This window comes from Streptomyces sp. NPDC079141 (assembly GCF_040686775.1).
Taxonomy (GTDB): domain Bacteria; phylum Actinomycetota; class Actinomycetes; order Streptomycetales; family Streptomycetaceae; genus Streptomyces.
Window position 1 is genome coordinate 84,016 of the sequence record NZ_JBFBLP010000012.1, and the last position, 20,535, is coordinate 104,550.

20 protein-coding genes are annotated in these 20,535 nt (G+C 71.2%); 14 read left to right on the plus strand and 6 right to left on the minus strand.

Annotated features, from left to right (window positions below):
- Positions 1-100: 100 nt before the first annotated feature.
- On the minus strand, positions 101-799 hold the full coding sequence (locus AB0Q90_RS28380; protein WP_363161085.1) for a GntR family transcriptional regulator: 699 nt from the start codon (positions 797-799) through the stop codon (positions 101-103).
- Positions 800-995: 196 nt separating this feature from the next.
- Positions 996-2,351, minus strand: coding sequence for an aspartate aminotransferase family protein (locus tag AB0Q90_RS28385; protein ID WP_363161084.1), 1,356 nt, complete (start codon positions 2,349-2,351; stop codon positions 996-998).
- 164 nt (positions 2,352-2,515) lie between these two features.
- Here AB0Q90_RS28385 and AB0Q90_RS28390 point away from each other — a divergent pair, with 164 nt between their 5' ends.
- The 4 genes from AB0Q90_RS28390 to AB0Q90_RS28405 all read left to right on the plus strand — a co-directional run bounded on the left by AB0Q90_RS28390 (position 2,516) and on the right by AB0Q90_RS28405 (position 7,114).
- On the plus strand, positions 2,516-3,124 hold the full coding sequence (locus tag AB0Q90_RS28390; RefSeq protein ID WP_363161083.1) for a type 1 glutamine amidotransferase family protein: 609 nt from the start codon (positions 2,516-2,518) through the stop codon (positions 3,122-3,124).
- Positions 3,121-3,579 carry a MarR family transcriptional regulator gene (locus AB0Q90_RS28395; protein ID WP_363161082.1) on the plus strand — a complete coding sequence of 153 codons (459 nt, stop codon included), beginning with the start codon at positions 3,121-3,123 and terminating at the stop codon, positions 3,577-3,579. The genes AB0Q90_RS28390 and AB0Q90_RS28395 overlap by 4 nt, the downstream gene beginning before the upstream one ends.
- A gap of 78 nt (positions 3,580-3,657) precedes the next feature.
- Positions 3,658-5,433, plus strand: coding sequence for a serine/threonine-protein kinase (locus AB0Q90_RS28400; protein WP_363161081.1), 1,776 nt, complete (start codon positions 3,658-3,660; stop codon positions 5,431-5,433).
- A gap of 142 nt (positions 5,434-5,575) precedes the next feature.
- Entirely contained in the window at positions 5,576-7,114 is a 1,539-nt protein-coding gene (locus AB0Q90_RS28405) for a substrate-binding domain-containing protein (RefSeq protein WP_363161080.1), read from the plus strand.
- Between the two features lie 126 nt (positions 7,115-7,240).
- On the opposite strand, the gene AB0Q90_RS28410 is transcribed toward AB0Q90_RS28405, so the two are convergent.
- On the minus strand, positions 7,241-8,002 hold the full coding sequence (locus AB0Q90_RS28410) for an SLATT domain-containing protein (RefSeq protein ID WP_363161079.1): 762 nt from the start codon (positions 8,000-8,002) through the stop codon (positions 7,241-7,243).
- A 298-nt stretch (positions 8,003-8,300) separates the two neighbouring features.
- Here AB0Q90_RS28410 and AB0Q90_RS28415 point away from each other — a divergent pair, with 298 nt between their 5' ends.
- Genes AB0Q90_RS28415 through AB0Q90_RS28425 form a run of 3 tightly spaced genes read left to right on the plus strand, consistent with a single transcriptional unit; the run spans position 8,301 to position 9,950 of the window.
- Entirely contained in the window at positions 8,301-8,639 is a 339-nt protein-coding gene (locus AB0Q90_RS28415) for a YbaB/EbfC family nucleoid-associated protein (protein ID WP_150951737.1), read from the plus strand.
- Between the two features lie 59 nt (positions 8,640-8,698).
- A complete protein-coding gene (gene recR, locus AB0Q90_RS28420) occupies positions 8,699-9,298 on the plus strand; it encodes a recombination mediator RecR (RefSeq protein WP_360826316.1) in 600 nt (199 codons plus the stop codon).
- Positions 9,291-9,950: a DUF5063 domain-containing protein gene (locus tag AB0Q90_RS28425; protein WP_363161078.1), complete on the plus strand. Its 660-nt coding sequence runs from the start codon at positions 9,291-9,293 to the stop codon at positions 9,948-9,950. The genes recR and AB0Q90_RS28425 overlap by 8 nt, the downstream gene beginning before the upstream one ends.
- 19 nt (positions 9,951-9,969) lie before the next feature.
- Here the strand turns inward: AB0Q90_RS28425 and AB0Q90_RS28430 are convergent, their stop codons facing one another.
- A complete protein-coding gene (locus AB0Q90_RS28430; protein WP_363161077.1) occupies positions 9,970-10,704 on the minus strand; it encodes a sulfite exporter TauE/SafE family protein in 735 nt (244 codons plus the stop codon).
- Between the two features lie 60 nt (positions 10,705-10,764).
- On the opposite strand from AB0Q90_RS28430, the gene AB0Q90_RS28435 reads away from it, so the two are divergent.
- The 3 genes from AB0Q90_RS28435 to AB0Q90_RS28445 all read left to right on the plus strand — a co-directional run bounded on the left by AB0Q90_RS28435 (position 10,765) and on the right by AB0Q90_RS28445 (position 13,905).
- A complete protein-coding gene (locus tag AB0Q90_RS28435; RefSeq protein ID WP_363161076.1) occupies positions 10,765-11,190 on the plus strand; it encodes a hypothetical protein in 426 nt (141 codons plus the stop codon).
- A complete protein-coding gene (locus AB0Q90_RS28440) occupies positions 11,190-13,268 on the plus strand; it encodes a tetratricopeptide repeat protein (protein WP_363161075.1) in 2,079 nt (692 codons plus the stop codon). Before AB0Q90_RS28435 ends, AB0Q90_RS28440 begins: the two co-directional genes overlap by 1 nt.
- A 127-nt stretch (positions 13,269-13,395) precedes the next feature.
- Positions 13,396-13,905 (plus strand): SgcJ/EcaC family oxidoreductase, encoded by a 510-nt coding sequence (locus AB0Q90_RS28445; RefSeq protein ID WP_363161074.1) that lies wholly within the window; start codon positions 13,396-13,398, stop codon positions 13,903-13,905.
- Here AB0Q90_RS28445 and AB0Q90_RS28450 read toward each other — a convergent pair.
- Both AB0Q90_RS28450 and AB0Q90_RS28455 read right to left on the minus strand, forming a co-directional pair.
- On the minus strand, positions 13,871-15,169 hold the full coding sequence (locus AB0Q90_RS28450; protein ID WP_363161073.1) for a HAMP domain-containing sensor histidine kinase: 1,299 nt from the start codon (positions 15,167-15,169) through the stop codon (positions 13,871-13,873). The two genes, AB0Q90_RS28445 and AB0Q90_RS28450, sit on opposite strands and share 35 nt — an antisense overlap.
- Positions 15,169-15,837 (minus strand): response regulator transcription factor, encoded by a 669-nt coding sequence (locus tag AB0Q90_RS28455; RefSeq protein ID WP_363161072.1) that lies wholly within the window; start codon positions 15,835-15,837, stop codon positions 15,169-15,171. Before AB0Q90_RS28455 ends, AB0Q90_RS28450 begins: the two co-directional genes overlap by 1 nt.
- A gap of 186 nt (positions 15,838-16,023) precedes the next feature.
- Here AB0Q90_RS28455 and AB0Q90_RS28460 point away from each other — a divergent pair, with 186 nt between their 5' ends.
- The 4 genes from AB0Q90_RS28460 (at position 16,024) to AB0Q90_RS28475 (ending at position 20,517) form a co-directional block, all read left to right on the plus strand.
- Positions 16,024-17,301 carry an aspartate kinase gene (locus tag AB0Q90_RS28460; RefSeq protein WP_363161071.1) on the plus strand — a complete coding sequence of 426 codons (1,278 nt, stop codon included), beginning with the start codon at positions 16,024-16,026 and terminating at the stop codon, positions 17,299-17,301.
- Positions 17,298-18,350: an aspartate-semialdehyde dehydrogenase gene (locus tag AB0Q90_RS28465; RefSeq protein ID WP_363161070.1), complete on the plus strand. Its 1,053-nt coding sequence runs from the start codon at positions 17,298-17,300 to the stop codon at positions 18,348-18,350. Before AB0Q90_RS28460 ends, AB0Q90_RS28465 begins: the two co-directional genes overlap by 4 nt.
- A 452-nt stretch (positions 18,351-18,802) precedes the next feature.
- Positions 18,803-19,405 carry a SigE family RNA polymerase sigma factor gene (locus tag AB0Q90_RS28470; protein WP_363161173.1) on the plus strand — a complete coding sequence of 201 codons (603 nt, stop codon included), beginning with the start codon at positions 18,803-18,805 and terminating at the stop codon, positions 19,403-19,405.
- An 86-nt stretch (positions 19,406-19,491) separates the two neighbouring features.
- On the plus strand, positions 19,492-20,517 hold the full coding sequence (locus AB0Q90_RS28475; RefSeq protein ID WP_363161069.1) for a hypothetical protein: 1,026 nt from the start codon (positions 19,492-19,494) through the stop codon (positions 20,515-20,517).
- Positions 20,518-20,535: the final 18 nt, after the last annotated feature.

Consider the following 20,535-nt stretch of genomic DNA (forward strand, 5'->3'; position numbering starts at 1 on the left):
TGTAGCGAAGTGGTCTGGGCAGAGTAGTCGGTGCGGGGGACGGGCGGACCCCCGTCGTGCGGGTCGCTTGCGGGTCCCGTGCCGGTCACATACCCATCCCTCAGGGGGCGAGTCGCTCGATCAGGGCGAGGGAGTGGGAGTTGTACGCGGCGATGATCGAGCGGGCGGACGCGGTGTCGCGGCGCGACAGGGCGTCGATGAGTTCGGTGTGGCCGGACCACAGCTCGCCGCGGAGGTCGGTGAGACGGCGGAGATGCTGGACGGCGCACACCCAGGACTGCACGCGCAGCCGGTGCAGGAAGTCGGAGAGGTAGGGGTTGCCGAACAGGGCGCCGAGCTCGCGCCAGAAGCGCAGGTCGTAGCCGATGAGGACGGTGAGGTCGCCGGCGAGGGCGGCGCGCTGTGCCTCTTCGCCGCGGCGGCGAACGGCGGCCAGGGCCACGGCGATACGAGGGTCGCCGGACTCCTGGTGTGCGCCGTGCCCGTCGTCCAGCGCCTGGAACATGCCGTCGATCACCAGGCTGCGGGCCTCGATGATCCCGCGGTAGTCCGCGGCGGAGTACTCGTGCACCCGGAAGCCGCGGTGCTGGTCGGCCTCCAGGAGCCCCTGCGCGGAAAGATCGACGAGTGCTTCGCGTACGGGGGTCGCGGAGACGCCGTACTGCTCGGCGATCTCCTTGACGGTGAACTCCTGCCCCGGCTGCAGCCGGCCGGCCAGCACCTCGTCCCGCAGCGCGTCCGCGATCTGCTGCCGCAGGGTGCTTCGGGTCACGGCACCGTTGCCGCTGGGGCCGGGCATGGTCGGGGCGTCTCCTCGATCGCGGGGGTGGCATGCACGCGTATTACTACGAGCACGCCACCTTACGCGTTCGACTTCGGAACCCGCTTGGCGCTCCGCTAGGGCGCCGGTCGAGCCTGCGGGCCAGTGGGGGCTGGTCGCGCAGTTCCCCGCGCCCCTTTGGGGCGCTGCCCGCACCCGCGGCCTGCCGGTACTGCTACTCCGTAAATTCGTCCGCCACAGCCAGCGCAGCGTCCAGCGCCGCGAGCCCCTCCTTCAGCTCCGCCTCGCTCACATTGCACGGCGGCACGACATGCGTCCGGTTCATGTTCACGAAGGGCCAGATACCGCCCTTCTTCGCGGCAGCCGCAAACGCGGCCATCGGCGCGTTCGCCTCGCCCGCCGCGTTGTACGGCACCAGAGGCTCCCGCGTCTCCCGGTTCTTCACCAGGTCCAGCGCCCAGAACATGCCGACACCGCGCACCTCGCCCACCGACGGGTGCCGCTCGGCAAGCTCGCGCAGCGCGGGCTCCACGACGGAGGCTCCGAGGTCGCGGGCGTTCTCGACGACCCCCTCCTCGGCCATGACGTTGATCGTCGCGACGGCGGCGGCGCAGGCCAGCGGATGCCCGGAGTACGTCAGACCGCCCGGGTACGCCCGCTTCCCGAACGTCTCCGCGATCGCCCCCGAGATGGCCACACCGCCCAGCGGCACGTACCCGGAGTTCACGCCCTTCGCGAAGGTCATCAGGTCCGGCACCACACCGGACAGATCCGCGGCGAACCACTCACCGGTGCGCCCGAACCCGGCCATGACCTCGTCCAGGATGAAGACGATCCCGTACTTGTCGCAGATCTCCCGCACGCCCGCGAGGTAGCCCGGCGGCGGAACCATGATCCCCGCGGTCCCCGGAATCGTCTCCAGGACGATCGCGGCGACGGTGCCCGGCCCCTCGAAGGCGATCGTCGTCTCCAGGTGCTCCAGCGCCCTGGCGCACTCCTGCTCCTCGGTCTCGGCGTAGAACCGCGACCGGTACAGGTACGGCGCCCAGAAGTGCACGACCCCGGCGGACGCGCTGTCCGACGGCCAGCGGCGCGGGTCACCGGTGATGTTCACCGCCTGCTGCGTACCACCGTGGTACGACCGGTACGCCGACAGCACCTTCGCCCGGCCCGTGTGCAGACGGGCCATGCGTACGGCGTGCTCGACGGCGTCCGCGCCACCGTTGGTGAAGAAGATCTTGTCCAGGTCGCCCGGCGTCCGCTCGGCGATCAGCCGGGCTGCTTCCGACCGCGCCTCGACGGCGAACGCGGGCGCGAAGGTCGTCATCCACGCGGCCTGCTCCTGGATCGCGGCGACGACCTTGGGGTGCTGGTAGCCGATGTTCGTGTAGACGAGCCCGCTGGTGAAGTCGAGGTACCGCTTGCCGTCGTAGTCCCAGAAGTACGACCCCTCCGCGCCGGCGACGGCGAGCGGGTCGATGAGCTCCTGCGCGGACCAGGAGTGGAACACATGCGCACGGTCCGCGGCCTTCACGGCGGCGCCGACCTCGGGATTTGGCTGAGGGGTCATGCGGCCGAGCGTAAATGTCCGCGATGCGGAAGCGGTATCGGCGTCCTGTCTGTGGGACGGGGCTTTCCGCGACAGGTTGTCGCATCGCCGCCCGGCACGTTCATTGACAGCATGCTGCCTAAATGACAGGATGCTGTCATAGATACCGGCCAGAGGAGGCAGTCATGAGCCGCAAGCCCGTACACCTCGCCGTCTACGACACCCTCGCCGACTGGGAGACGGGGCACGCCACCGCCCATCTCGCCCGCGCCGGGTACGAGATCCGCACGGTGGGCCCGTCCGCCGACCCCGTCCGCAGCATCGGCGGCCTGCGCGTCCAGCCCGACCTCGCCCTGGACGACGTACGCCCCGAGGACAGCTCGCTGCTGATCCTGCCGGGCGCCGATCTCTGGGACACGTCCGACGAGCTCGCGCCCTTCGCCCGCAAGGCCCGTGAGTTCCTCGACGCGGGCGTCCCGGTTGCCGCGATCTGCGGGGCCACCGCCGGGCTCGCGCGCGAGGGGCTGCTCGACGACCGGGACCACACCAGCGCGGTCTCCTTCTACCTCGCCGCCACGGGCTATCAGGGCGGCCCCCGCTATGCCGACACCGACGCCGTCACCGACGGAGGGCTCGTCACCGCCGGACCCACCGAACCCGTCGCCTTCGCGCGGGAGATCTTCGGGCTGCTCGGGGTGTACGAGGGGGAGGTGCTGGACGCCTGGTACCGGCTGTTCCACGACTCCGACGCCGAGGCCTACGCCGTACTGGAGAAGGCGGGGGCGCTCGGGTGAGCCGGGAGCGGCAGGATCTGTTGAGTCGCAGTGCGCTCGGGGTCTTCCGGCTCAACGGGCAATTCCTGGCCGTGGCCGAGGAGTTGGCCAAGCCGTCCGGGCTCACCGCCGCCTGGTGGCAGGTCCTCGGCGCGGTGCTGCGCGAGCCGCTGCCCGTGTCCGGGATCGCCCGGGCGATGGGCATCACCCGGCAGAGCGTGCAGCGCATCGCCGATCTGCTGGTCGAGCGGGGGCTCGCCGAGTACCGGCCCAACCCCGCCCACCGCCGCGCCAAGCTCGTCGCGCCGACGGAGGCGGGCCGCGCGGCCGTCTCCCGGATCGACCCCGGCCACGCCGCCTTCGCCGACCGGCTCGCGGACGCCTTCGGCGAGGCCGAACTCGCCGACGCCGTAAAGATCCTGGAACGCCTGTCCGCAGTCCTTGAGCAGACGTCCACCGCTGTTACGGAACCGTAGACGGCACCGCGCTCACCTCCCCGTATGCCCGCACTATCGTGGTCGTCGCACAGGGCGTTTCGGGGGGAGGGCCTGGGGATGGAAGAGCTGGGAGCCGGGGATCCGCAGCAGATCGGGGCGTACCGGCTGCTCGCGCGGCTCGGGGCCGGCGGGATGGGGCACGTGTATCTCGCCCGGTCGCAGCGCGGGCGCACGGTCGCGGTCAAACTCGTACGGGAGGAACTGGCCGCGCAGGAGGAGTTCCGCGCACGGTTCCGGCAGGAGGTGCAGGCCGCGCGGCGGGTCGGCGGCCACTGGACCGCGCCCGTGCTGGACGCGGACACCGAGGCCCCGGTCCCCTGGGTGGCCACCGGGTACGTCGCCGGGCCCAGCCTCCAGCAGGTCGTCGGGCACGACCACGGCGCGCTGCCCGAGCGGTCGGTACGGATCCTCGGCGCCGGACTCGCCCACGCGCTCCAGGACATCCACGCCGCCGGGATCATCCACCGCGACCTGAAACCCTCCAACGTGCTCGTCACCATCGACGGGCCCCGGGTCATCGACTTCGGGATCGCGCGGGCGCTGGAGACGGTGACCGACGGCGGACTCACGCACACTGGCGCGCTCGTCGGCTCGCCCGGCTTCATGGCGCCCGAGCAGGTGCGCGGGGACCGCATCACGCCCGCCTGCGACGTCTTCTGCCTCGGCTCGGTCCTGGCGTACGCCGCGACCGGCCGGCTGCCGTTCGGCACCGCGAGCAGCGGCGTCCACGCCCTGATGTTCCGTATCGCCCAGGAGGAGCCCGACCTGGAGGGGGTGCCCGAGGGCATCGCCGACCTCGTACGCGACTGTCTGCGCAAGGACCCGGCGGCCCGGCCGGGCCTGGACCGGATCCTGGAGCGCACCGGCGCCGGCGACACCGTCTCCGGCGGCCGCTCCCGGGACCCGTGGCTGCCGAGCGCCCTGGTCGCCCAACTCGGGCGGCACGCCGTGCAGTTGCTCGACACGGAGGGACCGGACGGGGCGGGTACGCCGGTGGGGACCCCGGAGCACGCTCCGGTCGGCGACGCGGCCCCCGCACCGGCCCAGGGGCCGCCGGCGCCGGGGCAGCCCGGGGCGGGCGGGCCGCTGGACCACCTGCCGACGATGGTCGCGGGGCAGGGGACGCCGTCCGCGCCGTCCGGCGGATTCGGGCCCGCGCCCACGCATCCGGCGTACGGCTATCCGCCGCCGCAGCAGCCCGGCCCGACCCCGCCGTACGGCCCGCCCACCATGCCGTACTACGGCCCCGTCGCCCCGCCGGACCAGCCGCCCCGCCGCAGCGGCCGTTCGACCGCGCTGCTCGTCGCGGTCGCCCTGGTCGTCGCCCTCGGGGCGGGCGGGTCGGTGTACGCCCTGATGAACGGCGACGAGGAGGAGCGGGGGACCGGCGGCAGTACGGCCTCCCCGACGGCGAGCGCGTCCGCGATGCCGACCCCGACCCCGACCTCGGCGTCGCCGACCCCCACCGACTCCGCCTCCGCCGCGGACGACGGCACCGTCCCGTCCGCCTTCCTGGGCACCTGGTCCAGCTCCCTCGACAACGACGCGGGCCACCACACCCGCGAACTGACCCTCCAGCAGGGCGAGGTGGGCGACACCGTCCTCTCTCTCGTCGCCGACGGACCCGACTACCACTGCGTCTTCCGGGCCGAGCTGACCGAAGCGCCCGCCGCCGACGGTCCGTTGGAGATCGGCCCGTCCACGGTCGCCGTCGGCGAACCGGCCTCCTCCTGCACCCCGGGCGAGGCCACCCGGCTCACGCTGCGCGGGGACGGCACCCTGGAGCGGGTGAACACCACCAGCGGGGAGAAGCTGACGTACACCCGGCAGTGAGTAACTCGCGGGTTCTGTGCGCCAGTTGAATGCTCGGCGAACTTCCGCGGACGGGACCGGAATGTCCCCTCCGTCGAACGTAAGGTGACCGCACACTTGTCCGGCACAGTTGTCCGGCTCCGGGGAGTGGCGGGGGCGCCCAATGGAGTTGCTGAGCGCAGAGAACGTCATAGCCGTGTCGACGGCGCTGGCCGGCATCGTGGCCTCGGCGGTCATGGTCTGGTACGAGCGCCGAGTACCGCGCCGTAAACGCATCGGCTACCGCGTCCAGATGGACAACCCGATCGGCGACGGCGTCAGCTCCGGCCGTGCCAACGTCCGCCTCGGCCTGTTCGACGAGGCGCCCGGCATGCACCGGGCCACCCTGGTGCTGCTGCGCATCGAGAACGACGGCTCGCAGGGCATCGGCCACGAGGACTACACCAGCCGTGAACTCCACGGGCTCACCGTGGAGTTCAGCGACCGCAACATCCACGGCGTCTCGGTCACCCAGCCGCCCGGCACCGACCACCTGATGAGCCACTTCACGCCGCACGCGGGCTTCGGCTACGACGTCGGCGGCAACACCCTGCGCATTCCGCGCGTCCCGCTCAACCGCGGCGAGCACTTCAAGCTGCTCGTGCTGCTGTCGGGCGGCGCGGTGGGCTGCGACATCCGGCTCATCGGCGGCATCCGCGACGGCGAGGTGCACCCCAACCGCAGTGCGACCCCGGACGACAAGCCGCCGCTGTTCAGCCGGGCGGCCCGGTGGATCACCATCATGCTCACGGCGTCCGTGCTCACCCTGTCGACCATCGTCGTCGTACGGGACGACAGTCCGCCCCCGCTCGGCTGCGAACAGGGCGCGCTGACGATCACCGGCTCCACCGCGTTCGCGCCCGTCGTGGAGGATCTGGCGGAGCAGTACGAGAAGGACTGCGAGGACTCCGACATCCAGGTGGAGGCACGCGGCAGTTCGGCGGGGGTGGGTGAACTCGCCGCCCTGAAGAGCGGGCGGTCGTCGATGATCGCCTTCCACGACGGCCCCGGCAAACGCGCCGACGGCGACCTGCGCCCGCTGCCCGTCGCCCTGTCCGTCTTCGCGCTCGTCGTCAACGACGGCCTCACCCTCCCGCGCGGCCTGTCCCTGACGAGCGTGCAGCGCATCTACGCCGGGGAGATCGCCTACTGGGACGAGCTGGACCCCTCGCTGCCGCACTGGCGGGTCGTCCTGGTCAGCCGCGACGCCGACTCCGGCACCCGCCAGGTCTTCCAGGACCAGGTGCTCGGCGGCGAGTGGGAGGGCGTACCCAGCACCTCACTGGACTGCGACACCGGCACCGACCGCTCGGCACCGGCGCGCTGCGAACTCGACTCCACGGAGGACGTGCTGCGCACGGTCGCGGAGACGCGCGGCGCGATCGGCTACAGCGAGCTGAACCAGGCGAGGGGCCAGAAGAACATCAAGCGGGTCCCCCTGAGCGGCCACCCCGCCTCGGTGCAGTCCATCGAGTACGAGGCCAACCCGTACCCGTACCGCGGAGTGGAGTACGCCTACACCCACGGCGACCCACCCGGCGGCTCCCTCGCCGCCAGCTTCCTCGACTACATCCGCAACAACGGCGAAAACATCATCCGCAACCACGACCACGTCCCGTGCTCAACACCGGAGGGCGAACGACTGTGCCGCGAGGAGTCGTAGAACTTCAGGGCGCTGAGCCTGCGGGCATGAGTGCCGCCTAGGGCGGCCCCGCTGCCAAAGAGAGGCGGCACCCCGATAGCGCCGGGCTGCGCGACCCACCCCCGGCCAGCACAGACCCCGGTCAGCTCACCTCGGCTCCGGCGGCCGCTGACGAGGCATGTTCGGCCGGGCGGAGCCGCCCCCGGGCGGCAGAGGGAACCGCCCCTGCACCACGTTCCCGTCCTGCCGCCCACCCCCGGCCACCGCCCCCTGAAGCCCCATCGGCGCCGACCCGGTCCGGAACTCCACCATCCAGTCCGCCGTCTCCGTCCGCACCAGCTCCGTGACGTCCTCCGAGAACCTCCGCAGCACACCGAGACACCGATCGGCCGCCTCACTCGCGGTCCCCTCCGTCGGCCCCAGCACCTCCCGCACACTCTCCGACGCCCAGTCGAACTGGAGCACCTGAAGCCGCCGCTGCACAGCCTGCGCCGTAGCCACGTCCCTTATCCACCCGGACGTCACCCCGAAGAACCGGTCGACCCCCACGCACGCCACCGCGAGCAGCAGCGCCAGATACCCCCACGGCGCCACCCCGCCCACCACCCCGGTCAGATCCAGCAGCGGCAGCGCGGCCCCGCACACGGCCCCCACCGCCGCCCCGCCCCGCAGCACCCGCGCCCCGCGCCGCTTCCACACCCGGTCCGCGAGATACCAGGCCGCCGTCTCCAGCGCCCCGCGCTCCACCCACCGGTACAGCTCGTCCAGCCGCTCCGCGGGCTCGCCCCAGTCGCCGTTCGGGAACGTCCGCCCCGTCAGATCGCCCGGCCGCAGCCCGGCGGCGCCCTCGCGGCCCTCGCCCCGCCCGTCCTGAGGCGGACCCTCGGGCTGCATCTCCGGCTGACCCACCCGGCACTCCCTACCTGACCTGACCTGACCCGATACCGACCGATCACGTTGCGTGACACCACTGGCGCCACTGACACCGTGACGCCTGGTGCTGATGCGCCGGACCCTTCCTACCGCCCAATGGGTGGCGAAGGGACTGCTTTCACCGCTTTTCCGCTCGGAAGTGGCCCTTGATCAGGTATAGGCCTGACATTCGACTCACTCGAAAGAGTGCCGGGGCGATGGCCGACCGGACCACGTAGGCTCGTGCCAGACGAGAAGATCCGTCCGTACTCCCCCGTAGACACAGGAGCTGATCGTGATCCCCGGTGGTGGCCAGCCCAATATGCAGCAGCTGCTCCAGCAGGCCCAGAAGATGCAGCAGGACCTGGCGAACGCCCAGGAAGAGCTGGCGCGGACGGAGGTCGACGGCCAGGCCGGCGGCGGTCTGGTGAAGGCGACCGTCACCGGCGCCGGCGAACTGCGCGCCCTCAAGATCGACCCGAAGGCGGTGGACCCGGAGGACACCGAGACCCTCGCCGACCTCATCGTCGCGGCCGTTCAGGCGGCGAACGAGAACGCGCAGACGCTCCAGCAGCAGAAGCTGGGCCCGCTGGCCCAGGGTCTCGGCGGCGGTATCCCCGGCCTGCCTTTCTAAGACAGGCGTCGGCCCTCTACCGTACGTAGTGAAGGAACCCCAGGAAGGACGGCAGTCCGTTGTACGAAGGCGTGGTCCAGGACCTGATCGACGAGCTGGGTCGGCTGCCCGGCGTCGGTCCCAAGAGCGCGCAGCGGATCGCCTTCCACATCCTCCAGGCGGAACCGACGGACGTACGGCGCCTCGCGCAGGCCCTCATGGAGGTCAAGGCGAAGGTCCGCTTCTGCGCGACCTGCGGAAACGTCGCGCAGGAAGAGCTCTGCAACATCTGCCGCGACGCCCGCCGCGACCCCACGGTGATCTGCGTGGTCGAGGAGCCCAAGGACGTGGTGGCCATTGAGCGCACCCGCGAGTTCCGCGGCCGCTACCACGTCCTGGGCGGCGCGATCAGCCCCATCGAGGGTGTCGGTCCGGACGACCTCCGTATACGAGAACTTCTCGCGCGGTTGGCCGACGGGACGGTCACCGAGCTGATCCTGGCCACGGACCCGAACCTGGAGGGCGAGGCCACGGCCACGTACCTCGCCCGCATGATCAAGCCCATGGGCCTCAAGGTCACCCGCCTGGCCAGCGGCCTCCCGGTGGGTGGCGACCTGGAATACGCGGACGAGGTCACCCTCGGCCGCGCCTTCGAGGGGAGACGACTCCTAGATGTCTGACGCCACGCTGCACGCGACCACTCAGGACCCGGACGACTTCGTGGTCCAGATCGCGGACCAGGTTGAGAGCTTCCTCGTAGCGGTCACCGAGGTGGCGAAGGGCGACGAGCCGGAATCGGCGATCCCCTTCCTGCTCCTGGAGGTCTCCCAGCTCCTGCTCGCGGGCGGCCGCCTGGGCGCCCACGAGGACATCGTCCCCGACGAGCGCTACGAGCCCGACCTGGGCCCGGAGCCGGACGTGGACGAGCTGCGCGAGAACCTCGCCCGCCTGCTGGACCCGGTGGACATCTACTCGGAGGTCTTCGACCCCTACGAGCCCCGCAAGGCCCCGGTCCCGGCCCGTATCTCCGACGACCTCGCCGACGTCATCACCGACCTGCGCCACGGCATGGCCCACTACCGGTCCGGCCGCACCACGGAGGCCCTGTGGTGGTGGCAGTTCTCCTACTTCTCCAACTGGGGCTCCACGGCCTCGGCGACCCTCCGCGCCCTCCAGTCCGTCCTGGCCCACGTCCGCCTGAACCAGCCCCTGGAGGAACTGGACGGCCTCGACACCGACCAGTCCATGGGCGACGAGACACTGGAGTTCGAGGCCGGCAAGGTCATGGCGGAGGAGATCGCGGGACCGCTGGGACTGCGGACGAGGAAGTAGCGGCGCAACGGCGACCGCGTCACAACCCCCACAGGCCCTTCCCCACGGCCATGACCCCGCCCGTCAGGGCCAGTGACAGTACGAGCAGCCGGGCCCGTTTCTCCGGTATCCGGGAGGCGAGCCCCCTGCCGATCAGCCCGCCCGCGCCCATCGCCGCGACGACCAGGGCCCACTGCGTCCCGCCCAGGTCCGGCGTCCCGTTCGAGGCCACGGAGAAGGCGTTGACGACGACGCCGTAGAACATCGCGTTCGGCACGAACTCCCGTACTGTCCAGCCCGCGTTGAGGGCGTACAGGGACATCGGCGGGCCGCCCACCCCGGCCGCCGAGTTCATGAACCCGCCCGCCGCGCCGGCGACCACGGCGCCGCGCCGTCCGCGCAGCGCCGGTACCCGGGCGCCGCGCATGACGAGCAGTACGGCCGCCGTGACCAGCCCGCCCATGGTCAACAGGAGCCAGGGCTCGGGGAGTTGGCGGGTCAGCCAAGTGCCCGCCGGTACCGTGCACGCCGCTGCCGCGCAGAGGGGGAGCATCGCGTACGGGCGTATGCGCCGCCAGCCGCCCGCCAGGCCCACGACGCAGATCGCCCCGGCCGCGCAGTTGGCCAGGATCACTCCCTGGGCCGGGCCCAGCAGCAGGATCAGCGCCGGTACGGCGACCAGGGCGAAGCCCATGCCGGTGAGCCACTGGACGGACGAGCCGAGCAGCACGATTGCCGTCAGGAGTGCGTCGCCCGTCCAGTTGTTCGTCGTCATGGCTCGGCATCCTCTCCGGAACCGGTGCCTCCCGGCCACCTGCGGCGCGATGATGGACGTATGGCAGCAGGGTCAAGGGCGTTGATGTGGACGGGGATCGGGCTCTGTGTCGCGGGAGCGGCGGGGCTCGTCGTCGGGGCTGCGCTGGATGTCGAGGGGGCCGACCCCTGGGCGAGCGTGGCCGGGGGAGTGGCGGGGCTGCTCGGGCTGGCGGTGACGGTGTACGCCCTGTTCAGACCGGCGCCGCCGCCGGTACCGGGTCCCGCCTCGACCGGCGGTGCCGTGAACGCGAGCGGACCGCGCTCGATCGCCGCGGGCGGCAGCATCGGCACCGCCGTGACGGGGGACGGGGCCACCGCCGGGCCGCCGCCCACCATGCCCGCGTCGCCGCCGCCGCGACCGGCGAACGGGCCGGTCACCGCGTCGGGCGATCGTTCCATCGCCGCCGGGGGTGACATCGGCTCGGCATCGACGGGCGACGCCTGATGAGCGCGTCGGCGGAGGCTTCGGGGGACCGGTCGATCGCCGCGGGGCAGGGCATCAACCAGGCGCTCAGCGGGGACGGCGCGGTCGCGATGTACACCGAGAAGTCGGTGGCGCTGCCCGCCGAGGCCTTCGTGATGCCCGAGCGTGCGCCGGAAGGGCTGGTCAACCTGCCCGACAAGGCTGCGTTGTTCGTCGGGCGCGATCGGGAACTGGGGCTGCTGGACGAGGCGTTCGCGGGCGTCGGCGGTGTTGTCGTGCAGGCCGTGCACGGGCTGGGAGGCATCGGCAAGTCGACGCTCGCGGCGCGGTGGGCGGCGGGGCGTACGGGGGCGTACAACCCGGTGTGGTGGATCACCGCCGAGACCCCGGCCGATCTCGACGCCGGGCTCGCCGACCTCGCGGTTGCGCTTCAGCCCGCGCTGCGGGACGTCATGTCCCGGGAGGCGTTGCGGGAGCGGGCCGTTCAGTGGCTGTCCGCGCGGGACGGGTGGCTGCTCGTCCTGGACAACGTGTCCGATCCGGCCGATGTGAAGCCGCTGCTGGCTCGGGCGTCGCGGGGGCGGGTTCTGATCACGTCCCGGCGGGCCACCGGGTGGCAGGGGGTTGCCGAGGCGCTCTCGCTCGACGTGCTCGAACTGCCGGAAGCCACAGAGCTGTTCGGGCGGATCTACGGCGGCTCCACCGACGGCGTCGAGGAGGTGTGCCGGGAACTGGGGTGTCTGCCGCTGGCCGTGGAGCAGGCGGCTGCCTACTGCTCGGAGGCCGGGATCACCGCACGGCGGTACGGGGAGTTGCTGGCCGCGTATCCGGCGGAGATGTTCGCGCAGGCCGCGGAGGGGGCGGACGCGGGCCGTACGGTCGCCCGGGTGTGGCGGGTGACGCTGGACCGGCTCGCGGACACGCCGCTCGCGGTGGAGATTCTGCGGGTGATCGCGTGGTGGGCGCCGGACGGGATTCCGCGGGCGTATCTGGAGTCGCTGGGCAGCCCGGTGGAGGTGACGGAGGCGGTCCGGCGGCTCGTGGCGTACAGCATGATCACCCTGCACGAGGACGACACGATCTCGGTGCACCGGCTGGTGCAGGCGGTGGCGCGGGCGGAAGGGGCGGATGCCGCCCACAGGTCTGCCGGTCTGCTCAGCCACGTAGGCCTTGAAGTGCGGGACATCGCTGCCGAGTTGCGGTGGCTGTCGCACCTCGAATCCCTCGCCTCGCACGTTGCCCCGCAGACCGACGGCGAGGACGAAGTCTGGTTGTTCAATGTGAGCGGGCTCAGGTACGTCCATCTCGACCTCACCCGCGCGCTCCAGCTGCACGAGAGAGCCCTGGCCGGGGCGGAACGGGCCTGCGGGCCTCGTCACGAGCTCACGCTCATGGTGCGTAACAGCCTGGCTCAGTCCTACGGCTACGCCGGTCAGTACGAGGACGCGATCAGGTTGCTCGAACGGAACCTCGCGCATCACGTGCGCACGTCAGGACGTCGGCGCCCGGAGACCTTCGAGGCGAGGACGGAGCTGGCCGGTGCGATGAGGCTGGCGGGACGCCTGACGGATGCCTTGAGGCTGGCAAGGAAGAACGCGAGGAAGGCCGAACGGGCGCTGGGCGCCGACGACGCCACATCGCTGGAAGCCTGGTCGGTCTGGGCCGAGACGCTGGCCGACCTGGCCCAGGAGGATGCCGACCGTTATGCGGTGCCCGCTCGGGATGCCATTGAGAAACTGCTGGTCAGGGCGTTGGCAGCGACGGGAACGGACAGCCGCGTCAGCCAGAGCCTGCGACAGATCCTGGCGTTTGCCAGAAGAAGAGTGGGCGACAACGCGGGAGCCGCGGCCATGTACGAGGAATACGTCGAGACCATGACGCGTGACAGCGGCGCCACGGACAGGTTCACCCTGGACGCTCGCGAGTTCCTCGTTGGTTTCCTCTGGAGGTCCATGCACAACCCGGCCCGAGCCCGCGAGGTCCTCCTCCCCCTCCTCGCCGACTGGGAGCACCTGCTCGGCCCCACCGCCCCCCAAGTCCAAAAGCTCCGCCACGACTTCGCACCCTTGCTGGACCCGCCCTCAGAAGACAGCGAGTAACCACCCAGGCGCCCTCCGCAAGTTGGCCACACCCTGGATCACCCCTGTACATCCCCTGCACCACCCCTAACCGCCACATCGCGACCCTGGAGTCACTCCAGTAACCCCGACCCGCAAGGGAGTTGCGATGACCCGTCGTTCCACAGGCACAGGCACAGGCAAGCGCATAGCCACCGTCACCGCTGCCGCCGTCGTCGCCGTAGGCACCTTCGCCGCCGGCGTCGGTGTCGCCGGGGCGGACGAGGAGAAGGCGGGCAAGAAGGAGATCGCCGCCCTCTTCGACGGCTGGAACGCCGCCCTGCGGACCGGCGACGCCGAGAAGGTCGCCGACCGGTACGCCAGGGACGCCGTACTCCTGCCCACCGTGTCCAACAAGGTCCGTACCGACCGCGCCGGAATCGTCGACTACTTCGAGCACTTCCTGGCCAACAAGCCGGTCGGCAAGAAGGTCGAGACGCACGTCAACGTGCTCGACGGCAACTCCGCCATCGACACCGGCGTATACGAGTTCGCGCTCACCGATCACGAGACCGGCGAGAAGCGCACCGTCGTCGCCCGCTACACCTACGAGTACGAGAAGCGGGGAGGCGAGTGGGTCATCGTCAACCACCACTCCTCTGCGATGCCCGAAGGCTGATCACCACCATCAGCCCGCCCCCGGGTGCGTCCTGGAGCGTCACCGTCCCGCCGTCGTCCGTCACCAGCTGCTTGACGACGGCGAGGCCGAGCCCGGAGCCGGAGCGGCCGGTCAGGCCCTGGCCGCGCCAGAAGCGGTCGAAGGCGCGGGACTTCTCCGGGTCCGACATGCCGGGGCCCTGGTCGAGGACCGACAGCAGCACCGAGTCCGGCCGGGACTCGGCCCGGACGGTGATCCGGCCGCCGTCGGGCGAGACCTCCAGGGCGTTCGAGAGGACGTTGTCCAGCACCTGGTCCAGATGGCCGGGGCTGGTCAGCACCGGCAGCCGGTCGTCGACACTCCCCCCGAACGCGATGGCGACTCCGCGCTCGTCGGCGGCCGGACGCCACACCGCCAGCCGCTCCGCCACGATGTCCCGCAGCGACAGCGGCTCCGCCACCGTCACCTTCGCCTCCGCGCGGGCGAGTACCAGCAGGCCGTTGACCAGGCGGCTCATCCGGACCACTTCCGCCGTCGCCTGCTCCACGTCCTCCTTCACGAACTCGTCGTCCACGCCGTCCGCGATGTTGTCCAGGGACAGCCGCAGTGCGGTCAGCGGCGTACGGAGCTGATGCGAGGCGTCCGCCACGAAGATCCGCTGCGAGGCGACCAGGGTGTCCAGGCGCTCGCCCGCCTGGTTCAGGGTGTGGGCCAGGGTCTGTGTCTCGTGCGGACCGGTGACGGGTGCGCGGGCGGTCAGGTCGCCGTCGCTGAGCTTGCTCGCCATGTCGTTGAGCTGTCGTAGTGGCGCGGTGAGCCGCCGGGCCACCACCGCGCCGATCAGCGCGGCCACCCCGAGCACGGTGACCGCGAGCCCGGCCCTGAATCCCCAGATCGTCCAGAGCCGGTCGGTGAGTTCCTTCGTCGGATACGTGATGCGTACGGCGCCCGCGACGGCGCCGTCGCTCGCCTTCGCCGGGACCGTGACCTCAAGCGCCCCGTCACCCCAGTGCTCCTCGGTGTCCGCGGGGGCCTGCGCGGCGGGGAGCACCTCGATGCGGCCGAGTCCCTGCTCGGCGTACGCGTCGACGTTCCGGTTCAGCAGATCCCGTGCCGAGGGGTCGCCGTCGGCCAGCAGCACCGCCATGGTCTGCGCCTCCCGCCGTACCGTCTGCTCCGTGTCCCCCCGCAGCTGCGCGGTCAGCGTGAACGCCACCGGCACGGTGAAGGCGGCCAGGGCCACCGCCACCAGCAGGACGTAACTGACGATGAGCCGGCGGATCATCAGGAGTCGATCTCCAGCCGGAAGCCGACCCCGCGCACCGCCTCGATGGTGACCGCGCCCTTCAGCTTCCGCCGCAGCGCCGCCACATGCACGTCCAGCGTCTTGGTCGGCCCGAACCAGTTCGCGTCCCAGACCGCCTCCATGATCTGCTCGCGCGACATCAGCGCGCCGGGCTCCTCGGTGAGGAAGGCCAGCAGGTCGTACTCCTTGGGGGCGAGGGCGACCTCCTCGCCGTCCAGGCGGACGCGGGCCGCCTTGCGGTCGACGGTGAGGCGGGGGCCGTAGCGGTCGGGGCCGCTCGCGGCGGCGCTGCGGGGCTGGACGCGGCGCATCACCGCCCGTATCCGCGCGATGACCTCGCGCACCCCGAACGGCTTGGAGACGTAGTCGTCGGCGCCCAGCTCCAGGCCGACCACCCGGTCCGTCTCGTCGCTGCGCGCGCTGATCACGATGATCGGCACCCCGCCGCGCTCCCGCAGCGCCCGGCAGACGTCCAGGCCGTCGGTGTCGGGCAGGCCCAGATCGAGGAGTACGACGTCGTAGGGGCCCTCGTGGTCGAGCGCCGCCCCGCCGGTGGTGACCCACTCGACCTCGAATCCGTAGCGGATCAGGCCGCGCCGGAGGGACTGGGCGACCGGCTCGTCGTCTTCCACCAGTAGTACGCGCACAACGGCACCCTAGTGCTTGAAACTTAATTCACAGCTGTCGCTTGTGACCCTTGGCACTTTTCGGAAGCGATGTGCTGGGCATGTGCTGACCTGGGCGCCGGAATCTCACCATGCGGTACCGCAGAGGCGAAATTCGGGCGCTCGTTAAACTGAGCCGACACACACGGGACTGAGCGAGGAGCGCACGTGGGCCTTGTCGTGCAGAAGTACGGAGGCTCCTCCGTAGCCGATGCCGAGGGCATCAAGCGCGTCGCCAAGCGAATCGTGGAAGCGAAGAAGAACGGCCACCAGGTGGTCGTCGTCGTTTCCGCGATGGGCGACACGACGGACGAGCTGATCGATCTCGCCGAGCAGGTATCTCCGATGCCTGCCGGGCGTGAGTTCGACATGCTGCTGACCGCCGGAGAGCGTATCTCCATGGCACTGCTGGCCATGGCGATCAAAAACCTGGGCCACGAGGCCCAGTCCTTCACCGGCAGCCAGGCAGGCGTCATCACCGACTCGGTCCACAACAAAGCCCGGATCATCGACGTCACGCCCGGCCGCATCCGGGAGTCCCTGGACAAGGGCAATATCGCCATCGTCGCCGGGTTCCAGGGCGTCAGCCAGGACAAGAAGGACATCACCACGCTCGGCCGCGGTGGTTCCGACACCACGGCCGTCGCGCTGGCCGCCGCGCTCGACGCCGAGGTCTGCGAGATCTACACCGACGTCGACGGTGTGTTCACCGCCGACCCGCGTGTGGTGAAGAAGGCGAAGAAGATCGACTGGATCTCCTTCGAGGACATGCTGGAGCTGGCCAGCTCCGGGTCGAAGGTACTGCTCCACCGCTGTGTGGAGTACGCCCGTCGCTACAACATCCCGATCCACGTCCGGTCCAGCTTCAGCGGACTTCAGGGCACGTGGGTCAGCAGCCAGCCGATTCAGCAAGGGGACAAGAAGGTGGAGCAGGCCATCATCTCCGGTGTCGCGCACGACACCTCCGAGGCCAAGATCACGGTCGTCGGCGTGCCGGACAAGCCGGGCGAGGCCGCCCTGATCTTCCGCACGATCTCCGACGCCGAGATCAACATCGACATGATCGTGCAGAACGTGTCCGCCGCCTCCACCGGCCTGACGGACATCTCCTTCACCCTCCCCAAGGCCGAGGGCCGCAAGGCCATCGACGCCCTGGAGAAGAACAAGGCCGGCATCGGCTTCGACTCCCTGCGCTACGACGACCAGATCGGCAAGATCTCCCTGGTCGGCGCGGGTATGAAGACCAACCCCGGGGTCACGGCCGACTTCTTCACCGCCCTGTCCGACGCGGGCGTGAACATCGAGCTGATCTCGACCTCCGAGATCCGCATCTCGGTCGTCACGCGCGCCGACGACGTCCAGGAGGCCGTCCGCGCCGTGCACACCGCGTTCGGGCTCGACTCCGACAGCGACGAGGCCGTCGTCTACGGAGGCACCGGGCGATGACCCGGCCACCGACGCTCGCGGTCGTGGGAGCGACCGGGGCCGTCGGCACGGTCATGCTCCAGATCCTGTCCCACCACGCGGACGTCTGGGGCGAGATCCGTCTGATCGCCTCACCGCGCTCGGCCGGCCGCAAGCTGGCCGTGCGCGGTGAGGAGGTCGAGGTGGTGGCCCTGTCGGAGGAGGCCTTCGACGGGGTCGACGTCGCCATGTTCGACGTACCCGACGAGGTCTCCGCGCAGTGGGCGCCGATCGCCGCCGCGCGCGGTGCGGTCGTCGTCGACAACTCCGGCGCCTTCCGGATGGACCCGGACGTGCCGCTGGTCGTCCCCGAGGTCAACGCGCACGCGGCCCGGATGCGGCCGCGGGGCATCATCGCCAACCCCAACTGCACGACCCTGTCCATGATCGTGGCGCTGGGCGCGCTGCACGCCGAGTTCGGGCTGCGCGAGCTGGTGGTGTCGAGCTACCAGGCCGTGAGCGGAGCCGGGCGGGCCGGCGTGGACACGCTGCGGCGTCAGCTGTCCCTGGTCGCCGGCACGGAGCTGGGGACCAGCCCCGGTGACGTACGGCGCGCGGTCGGGGACGACACCGGGCCGTTCCCGGAGCCGGTCGCCCTGAACGTGGTGCCCTGGGCCGGATCGCTGCGCGAGGACGGCTGGTCCTCGGAGGAGATGAAGGTGCGGGACGAGTCCCGCAAGATCCTCGGACTGCCCCAGCTGCCCGTTGCCGTGACCTGCGTCCGCGTTCCGGTGGTCACCACCCACTCGCTGACCGTCCACGCCCGCTTCGAGGACGAGGTCACGGTCGCGCGGGCGCGTGAGATTCTCGCCACAGCCCCCGGCGTCGTCCTGTTCGACAATCCCGAGGCGGGCGAGTTCCCTACACCGGCCGATGTGGTGGGCACCGATCCGACCTGGGTCGGGCGGGTGCGCCGGGCGCTGGACGACCCCACGGCTCTCGAACTCTTTGTGTGCGGAGACAATCTGCGCAAGGGAGCCGCCTTGAACACCGCACAGATCGCCGAGCTGGTGGCGGCGGAGTTTTCGTGACGGCCGCCGGCCGCAGGAAAAGCAGGGGCCGTGCCCTGATTCGTTTGTAGGATCTGTGTGAGAGATGTGAGCGGGGCGATGGTCCGGACCACTTGAACCGGACCTGCCCGGCATTCGAAGATTTCCTCCCCGCCCTCCGCAACCGCGCGGAGGGCGGGGAGCGTCTTTGCGGTCGCCCTTCGGCGGGTGTGAGGGCGCGCTTTTCTGGCGTGGGGACGCCATGAGCAGGGCGTGGGGACGCCCGTTCATATGGGACATAGGGGAAGAACGGGACGCATGAGTGCATGTGAGGCACCGTCAGTCGTGCTGCCTGACGCAAAAGTGACGTCCGGCACGTACAACCCTCTCGGGGGGAAGCGTGTCCAACTGGCGTGGCAGAGGTACTCGACTTCCGTGCGGCGACGCGCGGCACGGCCGCTCTCCGGCCGTCCCGCCCTACTCGCCCCTCCCGCATGCCCGGCGCGCCCGGTGGCATGCCGGTGATCGCGCCCATGCCCGCAGCGCGGCCCGCCCGCATACCCAGTCAGCGCGACGGCGAGTACGCCGAGGACATCGCGGCCGCCGGCACGACGGTCGACCACCTCACCGAGACCTATCGCACCCACTACCGGTCGCTGCTGGGTCTCGCCGCGCTCCTTCTCGACGACACCGCCTCCTGCGAGGACGTCGTCCAGGAGGCGTTCATCCGGGTCCACTCCGCGCGCAAGCGCGTCCGCGACCCGGAGAAGACGCTCGCCTACCTGCGCCAGACGGTCGTCAACCTCTCCCGCTCCGCCCTGCGCCGCCGCATCCTCGGCCTGAAGCTGCTGTCGAAGCCGATGCCCGACATGGCGAGCGCCGAGGAGGGTGCGTACGACCAGCTGGAGCGGGACTCGCTGATCAAGGCGATGAAGGGCCTCCAGCGCCGCCAGCGCGAGGTCCTCGTCCTGCGCTACTTTGCGGACATGACGGAGGCGCAGGTCGCCGAGACGCTCGGTATATCCCTGGGCTCGGTCAAGGCGTACGGCTCGCGCGGCATCGCGGCGCTGCGGGTCGCTATGGAGGCTCCGGCATGAGCGGGGACCACGAGGAACGGCGGCGTCACCTGAGCGTCCCTGAGGACGGTCAGACGCCGAAGCAATCGCACGCTGGGAACGGAACTGTGAACCACGGCCCCGACGGCAAGGGCCCCGAGGGTCTCGACTCGGACGAGCTGGATCTGCGGAGGCTGCTGCACGACGCGGTCCAGGAGATCGAGCCGCGCGACGGCACCCTGGAGCATCTGCGCCGGGCGGTGCCCGCACGGCGGGCCCGCAAGCGGCAGGCCCTCGTCGGCATGGCGGCAGCGGCGCTCTTCGTCGGCACCGCGGTCCCCGCCCTCGTGCACGTCTCCAACTCCACCGGCTCCAACGCAAACCCTTCCGTCGCGGGCCTCGGCACCGAGGCCCAGGGCGGCGCCAGCCAGGGCGTGGACCCCGAGAAGGACAAGGGCTCGTCCGGCGGCTCCTCCGAGAAGGGTGAGGACAAGGGCGACAGCGGGGAGAAGGAGGACGAGAAGGACAAGGGCACCGGCAGCGGTACCGGCGGCTCCGGCTCCACCGATCCCCAGGCGACCACCGACACGGGCGCCGCGGTGTGCACGGCCGAGCAGCTCGCCGTCGCCTCGGCGGCGGTCGGCGCCCCCGACGCCGTCGGCGCTTCCTACGGCACCTTCCGCTTCACCAACTCCTCGGGCACCGCCTGCACGGTGACCAGCCCCGGCTCGCTCGGCACGACCCCGCAGGGCGCGGCCGACGCCACCAAGATCACCACGGCCCGGCACATCTCCGGCGACCCGGCGACCGGCCTCCCGGACCCGTCCCTGGAACTCACCTCGCTGCTGCTCCAGCCGGGCGCCTCGTACGAGGTGAAGTTCGCCTGGGTCCCCTCGGAGACCTGTCCCACCACCGGCGACCCCAGCCCCACCCCCGACCCCGACCCCAGCCCCACCGGCGACGCGACCACCACCGGCGGCACCTCCACCGGCACCGAGGGCACCTCACCCCAGCTCCTCACGGACGAGGGCACGGCGGACGGCAGCGTCGCGGTCGCCAACACGGCGGAGCCGGGCGGGCCGACGGCGTCGACGGTCGTGTCCAACGCGTGCGCGGGGACGGTCTACTGGACCGGGGTGCTGGCGGCGTCGTAGCCGCCGTGCGGCCCTCGT